Source organism: Streptomyces sp. NPDC001914 (assembly GCF_042891215.1).
Lineage (GTDB): Bacteria > Actinomycetota > Actinomycetes > Streptomycetales > Streptomycetaceae > Streptomyces.
The window spans coordinates 162745-169759 of sequence record NZ_JBIASW010000019.1 but is presented as its reverse complement, the minus strand read 5'-3'; the positions used below and the strand labels follow the sequence as shown (position 1 = coordinate 169759).

The 7015-nt window shown below is 70.7% G+C and carries 5 protein-coding genes; 1 reads left to right on the top strand and 4 read right to left on the bottom strand.

The window, feature by feature from the left end; all coding sequences use genetic code 11:
• Both ACFYYF_RS36225 and ACFYYF_RS36220 read right to left on the bottom strand, forming a co-directional pair.
• A partial coding sequence (locus ACFYYF_RS36225; RefSeq protein WP_388782521.1) for a carboxyl transferase domain-containing protein occupies nucleotides 1-578 on the bottom strand: 578 nt, incomplete at its 3' end.
• A 251-nt stretch (nucleotides 579-829) separates the two neighbouring features.
• Complete coding sequence (locus ACFYYF_RS36220; protein ID WP_361692592.1) at nucleotides 830-1327, bottom strand: hypothetical protein; 498 nt, start codon at nucleotides 1325-1327, stop codon at nucleotides 830-832.
• 292 nt (nucleotides 1328-1619) lie between these two features.
• Between ACFYYF_RS36220 and ACFYYF_RS36215 the strand changes: the two genes are divergently transcribed.
• Nucleotides 1620-2240, top strand: coding sequence for a YceI family protein (locus ACFYYF_RS36215; RefSeq protein WP_388782538.1), 621 nt, complete (start codon nucleotides 1620-1622; stop codon nucleotides 2238-2240).
• A gap of 154 nt (nucleotides 2241-2394) precedes the next feature.
• Here the strand turns inward: ACFYYF_RS36215 and ACFYYF_RS36210 are convergent, their stop codons facing one another.
• Nucleotides 2395-3750: a hypothetical protein gene (locus tag ACFYYF_RS36210; RefSeq protein ID WP_388782518.1), complete on the bottom strand. Its 1356-nt coding sequence runs from the start codon at nucleotides 3748-3750 to the stop codon at nucleotides 2395-2397.
• Nucleotides 3751-3892: 142 nt separating this feature from the next.
• Entirely contained in the window at nucleotides 3893-6934 is a 3042-nt protein-coding gene (locus ACFYYF_RS36205) for a glycoside hydrolase family 3 N-terminal domain-containing protein (RefSeq protein ID WP_388782516.1), read from the bottom strand.
• Nucleotides 6935-7015: the final 81 nt, after the last annotated feature.

The window sequence follows — 7015 nt, the reverse complement described above, 5'->3', positions numbered from 1 at the left end:
GCCGCACCGCCCGCACACGGACCCAGCATCACCGAGATCTGCGGGATGACACCCGAAGCCTTCGTGTTGCGCTGGAAGATGCCGCCGTAACCGGCCAGCGCCGAGACGCCCTCCTGGATACGGGCGCCCGCGCCGTCGTTCAGCGACACCAGCGGCGCACCGGCCGCGATGGCCATGTCCATGACCTTGTGGATCTTCGTGGCGTGGGCCTCACCCAGCGCACCGCCGAAGATCCGGAAATCGTGCGCGTACACGAACACCGTACGGCCCTCGACCGTGCCCCAACCGGTGATCACACCATCCGTGTACGGCTTCTTGGCCTCCAGGCCGAACCCGGTCGCCCGGTGCCGGCGCAACTGCTCGACCTCCTGGAACGAACCCGCGTCCAGCAGCAGCCCGATCCGCTCCCGCGCGGTCAGCTTGCCCTTCGCGTGCTGCGCCTCGGTCGCCTTCTCACTGGGCCCGCGCAGCGCCTCCGCACGGATCGCGTGCAGCTCGGCCACCCGGCCACGCGCGTCCGTCGGTTCGTCTGCGGGGATCGTGGAGCTCGCGGTGTCGGCCTCGTCCAAAACGGTCATGTAGCGACCATACGAAGTCCACCAAGGAAAGAGGCCCGTCGACTCTGCACAGTCTCCGGACCGTTTTCCTGGTGCCCCTGAACAGAACCACCATCACATGCAGGCGATCCGACTGCCCGGAGGGGCCTGGGGTTGTGGGGGTCTCACAAACTGTTCCGCCGACCGCCATCTCACATTCATGAGCCGCATATGCCATCACCGGAGTGACGCGGACCCCCGTTCGGGGGTCCGCGCACCCCGCGGGCGCCGGCTCAGCAGCCGCCGCAGTTGTAGTAGAGGACGTCCCAGTGGTTGCCCTCGTCGGCGTAGATGTTGCCGGCACCCGACTGGTACTGCGGAGCGCCGTCGCCGCGCAGGCCTATGTAGCTGAAGGTGTTCTTGATGTAGGCGGTGACACAGGTGTTCTTGCCGTAGTCGAGCTTGTAGCCGTTCCAGTGCGAGTAGGTGCCGCTCGCGTGGCCGGTCTCGGTGCCGCCGGTGATGTTCAGCGCGCAGCCGCTGGACCCCTTGAGGGTCTGGGCGCCCTGCGCGGTGGCGAGGTTGAGCTGCTCGAAGGAGGTGCAGGTGGAGTTGTTGCGGTCGGAGCAGTTGCCGGAGGAGGACCAGGTGATGCCGGACTGCCGGAACATCGAGGTCGCGGTGGCGTGACTGATCTTGCTGACGGCGAAGGCGTCGGTGGCGGTGCCGACGACGGCGACACCGGGGGCCACGAGAAGGGCGAGGGCCGTCAGCGCGGACCTGAACTTCATCTGGGGGGACCTTTCCTGCGGGAGGACCGTCGGGCGGCCGCACGGGCGTGCGGCCGTGTTTCCTTTGGGGCGGCTGTGCAGGGGGTGCACGCAGATGGTGCCCGAGTTCTACGCGCGTCCGCCAGAGGCGGGACGGACGCGACCCACCGTGACGGCGCGGACACACTCCGGATGCTGTTGAAACTTGAACGGAATAGGTCTACGGTTGCCCGCGTTGGCCTCGTTGAACATTCAACAGATTCACGCCGTGGCTCTCCCCGGAACCACGGCCCGTCCCCCCAAGGAGCACCTCATGGGCATCTTCGGCCGCAAGACCACCGACAGCGCCGCCACCACCGCCACCGCGACGGCCGCCGCCGTCAGCCCGGACCTGGCCGCGCTGACCGGCGACTACACCATCGACCCGTCCCACTCGACGATCGGCTTCGTCGCCCGGCACGCGATGGTGACCAACGTCAAGGGCTCGTTCAAGGACTTCGAGGGCACGCTGCACCTGGACGGCTCCGACCCCTCCGCGTCCGCCGCCTCCCTCGACATCACGATGGACAGCATCGACACCGGGTCCGCCGACCGCGACGGTCACCTCAAGAGCGCCGACTTCTTCAAGACCGACGAGTTCCCGGCGATGACCTTCCGTTCCACCAAGGCGGAGGCCCTCGGCGGTGACGACTACCGGATCACCGGCGATCTGGAGATCCTCGGCACCACCAAGCAGATCAGCATCGACCTGGAGTTCAACGGCGCCGCCAAGGACCCGTTCGGCAACGAGCGCGTGGGCTTCGAGGGCAAGGCCGAGATCCTGCGCTCCGAGTGGGGCCTCACCTGGAACGCGGCCCTGGAGACCGGTGGCGTCCTCGTCTCGGACAAGATCAAGCTGAACTTCGACATCTCGGCGATCCGGAACGCCGGCTGAGGCACCGGCCCGTCCGGCCCACGCCGGCATCGCGAGCGCGCCCGCCCGCTTTCTCCGTACGGAGGAGGCGGGCGCTCTCGTGTCCGTCTCCGGTCGGCCTGCGGTCCGGCCCGCGCGGGGAGTACGAGCCGCCGAGTACGGCAACGGCAGGGCCTCAGAATCCGCCCCCGAAGTCGCCGCCCCCGCCGAAGTCGCCTCCCCCGCCGCCGTCACCGAAGCCGCCGCCGAAGTCGCCGGAGTCGAAGTCGGCACCGGAGACATCGCCTCCGTCGTAACCACCGCCGAAGTCGCCGTACCCGGTGCCGTACGCGGCCCCGTATCCGGGGCTCGCCATCACGCTGCCGAGCACGGTCCCGACGAGCAGGCCGGGCAGCAGGCCGCCGCCGAAGTAGCCGCCCGCCCAGGGCCCGTACGCCGGACCCGCGTCCCAATAGGGGCGGCGGCCGCCGTCCGTCTCGACCTCGCGGACCGCCGGCTCCTCGCCGTCTCCGAGCCGGATCCAGTCCGCCTTGCAGACCGGGACCTCGCGCGGCGCCCCTCCGGCCGGCGTCCAGGTCGCGTCGGCGACGGACGGGCCGTGCCGGGGGTCGAAGAAGCAGGGCGCGCGGCGCTCGGGAACCGGGCGGCCCTCGCGGCGCGCGGCGAGCACGGCCAGAGAGAAGCGGCCCTCCTCCAGTGCCTGGGTCACCGGGCGCACGTCCTCGGGACGCCGGGCCTCGCCCATGTACGACTTCGCCTGTTCGTAGGCGTCCAGCGCGCGTTCGTAGTCCGCGCGCATCGTGTCGTCGGCGCCGGCCTCGGCGGGATGGAAGTCGAGGCGGTCGAGTTCCTCGCCGAAGGCGGTGATGTCCTCGTCCACGACCACGCGGAGGCGTTCGAGCGCGGCCTGCTGTTCCGCCTCCTGCCGGCGCCGGTTGCGCCGTACGACGGTGTACGCGCCCGCGCCGCCGAGGACGGCCACCGCGCCGATCGCGATCAGCGCTCCCGCCGAGACACCTCCGTCGTTCGAGGTGCCGCCCCAGCTCGCGGGAGCCGCGCCGCGGATGTTGGCGAGCGCGCGGTCGGTGAACGCGTTGAGCTGGGTGTTCGCGTCCGACACGCCCTGGACGCTGGTGACGAGGTTCTGCACGGCCGAGCGGGACATCACCGCGGAGTCGGCGCGGGCGTCGAAGCGATCGCCGAGTCTGACCGCGTACAGGCCCGTGATGCCGGTGTCGGTGCGCAGGTTCTGGAAGAGGTTCTGCGTGGGGAAGTCCGCGGGAAGCACGGCGACGAAGACCGGCTTGTCCGCCTTCTTGATCTTGGCGGCGAGGGCGTCCGCCTCCGAGGCGGAGAGCTGGCCGGAGGCGGCCGGGTCCACATAGACGGGGCCCTTGCGCAGGGCCGCCGCGACGGTGGAGACGTCGGTGGCCGCGTGGGCCCCGGGCGCCGGGAGCCACACCACCGCCAGGGCCGCGAGCATCAGCGCGACCAGCAGGCCTGGAAGTCCTCGGGTGTGTGCGGCCCTCATGCCTTGAAGCTACCCGAACCAGAGCAAAACCGGACATCGGGAGGAGGTCTTCCGCGGACATCGGGAGCAAGGTCCTCCGCAGCCGGAACGCGGGCCGGCCGGGGCTGACGGTTCAGCCCCGGCCGGCCCTCCCGTTTCTCCCTCACGCCATGCGGTACGCCTGGGCCAGCTTCGCCACCGCCTCTCCGTAGCGCCCGGTCAGCAGGAGATGGTCGGCGTCCGCGAAGGGCCCCGCGTTCGCCGCGGTGACCGAGGAGCCGATCTTCTGCTGGACGAGCAGGCGGGCCTTCGTCACGGCCGCGCGGGCCGTCCCGTCGGCGCCGCGCCGCTCGGCCGCCGAGGCCACCCGGGCGAGCTCCCGCAGTGCGGCGGAGCCGCCCGCCGGTGCCTTGGTCAGTGTGGTGAGCCCCCAGCCGTAGGGGAACTGCGGGTCGTAGGAGGCGTCACCGACGTTGATCGGGAGCTGGGACTCCGACTTCGGCCAGGTGACCGGGAGCTGCCCGGTGAAGGCACGCCGTCCGTAGAGGACGTCCGCGACCCCGTCCCCCTCGGTGCCCGGCAGCCAGGACGCCACGAGGGCGTCGATGCCGCCGAGCCGGTCGCCGATGAGCTGCGGGCGGCCCGAGACGACCAGCACCGCGCACTTCATGGCCGCGCACACCTTGTCAACGGCCGCCTTGTCGGCCACGGTCAGCTCCAGGTCGTTGCCGTTGCCGACGTCGCCGACGCCCTCCGCGTACGGGGTCTCGCCGACGACGACCACACCGACGTCGTACCCGCCGGTCGGAGCCGAGGCGTCCTTGGAGTAGGTGACGTCACCGCCGGCGTTCCGCATGCCCTGGAGGATCGTCGTGCCCTTGGTGATCGGGCCGGACGAGCCCTGCCAGGTGAGGGTCCAGCCGCCGGTCTGGTTGCCGAGGTCGTCGGCGTTCGAACCGGCGACGTAGACCTTCTGGGACTTCCGCAGCGGCAGGACGCCGCCCGCGTTCTTCAGCAGGACCTGGGACTCGGCCGCCGCCTGCCGTGCCACGGAGCGGTGCGCCGCCGAGCCGATCCGCGAGGCGCCGCTGGCATCCGCGTACGGCTTCTCGAAGAGACCCAGCTCGAACTTCTGGGTGAGGATGCGCGACACGGCGTCGTCGATCCGCCGCTCGGTGACGCGGCCCGCCTTCACCTCGTCCGTGAGCGTCGCCCGGAAGTCCTTGTAGGAGTACGGCACCATCATCATGTCCACGCCCGCGTTGACCGAGGTGCGGACGTGCGAGGCGTAGTCGCCGGGGAGCTGGTCGATGGCGTTCCAGTCGCTGATGACGAAGCCGTCGAAGCCCATCCGGCCCTTGAGCACCCCGTTGATCATGTCGGCGCGGGCGTGCATCTTCACCGGACCCTGGCCGTCACCGACGATGTCCAGCGAGGAGTACGACGGCATGACCGAGCCGACGCCCCGGTCGACCGCGGTCCTGAACGGCGACAGGTGGACCGCCTCCAGCTCCTGCCGGGTGACCTTCGTGACGCCCTGGTCCACGGTGTACGAGCCCGTCGTGGACGTGCCGTACCCCGTGCCGCCGTCGCCGACGAAGTGCTTGGCGGTCGCGAGGACTCTGTCGTCGTCCTTCAGGTCGCTGCCGTCGCGGGCGCCCTGGAGGCCCTGGACGACCGTCTCCATGGACTTCACGAGCGCCGGGTCCTCGCCGAAGGACTCGTAGGAACGGCCCCAGCGTTCGTCGCGGGTCACGCACAGGCAGGGGGCGAAGTCCCAGGGGATGCCGGTGGCGCGGACCTCGGAGGCGGTCACCGCGCCCGTCCGCTCCGCCAGGGCGGGGTCACGAGTGGCGCCGATGCCGATGTTGTGCGGCATGACCGTCGCGCCGGCGAGGTTGTTGTGGCCGTGCACCGCGTCCACGCCGTAGATCAGCGGGATCTGGAACCGGGTCGCCTGCGCCCGGAGCTGGTAGCCGTCGATCATCGACGCCCAGGCCGCGGCGGTGTTGGGGGTCGGGGTGGAGCCGCCGCCGGAGAGCAGGGACCCGAGGTCGTAGGAGGCGATGTCGCCGCCGGTGCCGATCGCGCCGCGCTCGGCCTGGGTCATCTGCCCGGTCTTCTCCTCCAGGGACATCCGGGAGACCAGGTCGGCGACCCGCTTCCGCACGGACAGCTTCGGGTTCAGATACGGCAGCCCGTGGGCGTCGATGACGACCTGCGGGGTCTCGGCGGGGGCCTTGGCTCCGGTCACCGTGAGGGTGAGGGGGACGGTCTCGGCCGCTTCGGCGGACTTGTCGCGCAGGGTCCGTACGGTGACGGTGCGGCTCGTGCCGGACGTCGTGCCCGCCGGGAAGGTGATCTCGCCCTTGACGGGGGCGTAGTCCCGGCCCGGTACGGCGCCGCCGCCCGTGCTCTCGTACGCGACGGTGACGGGCTCGTCGATCGGGGCGGAGCCGGTGGTGACGACGGAGATCCTCACCCGTGCCGTGCCGCCCTCCTTGACCGGGTAGACCGCCGAGTCGGTGGTGACGGAGGCACGCAGGGACTGGTCGGCCCTGCCGTACAGCTCGACGTCGTCCAGGGCGAACTGCCCCGGGGCGCCGACCGGGAGGGTGAGGGCGTAGCCCCACATCTGCGTCAGGCCGAGGACGTGGTCGATACCGCCGACGGGCTGGTAGTCCGTGCGATAGACGAAGTCGGCGAAGGGGATCTCGACCTGTTTCCAGCCGCTGAAGTCATCGGTGAAGGAGGTCGTCCACAGCTCCGAGGCCTCGCCGTTGGTGCCGCCGTCCTTGATCTCGAAGGCGATCTTCTTGGCGGTGTTCCGGCCGTCCCACCAGAAGCGGATGCCCTTGTGCGCGGACCAGTCGTGGGCCGGCTGGTCCGCCGCGAAGTCGTGGGTGAAGCCGCCGTAGCCGCTGATGTCGTAGTCGCCGGTGAGGACCTTGGCGCCCTCGGGCGCGTCGGACCGTTCGGTCAGGGCGAGCTTCGGCGGGTCGTCGCTGTCGCCGCCCCAGGTGAAGATGCCCTCGGCGGGCTGGTTCGCGAAGGGCACCTCGCCCTCGAAGCGGTCGACCGGGACGGGCGCGGGATCATCGGCCGCCGCCGTTCCCGCCGAGGCGAGCGGAAGCAGCCCGGTGATCAGCGCGGCACCGGCCAGCAGAGCGGTTCTACGTACGGAATTCCGATCGAGCCCGGTCAATGGGGTTCCCCTCGACTCTCACGTGGTTCGGACGACGTACTTCCTGACGATGACGTGCCGCTCTGTTCCCTCGCTCTTCTC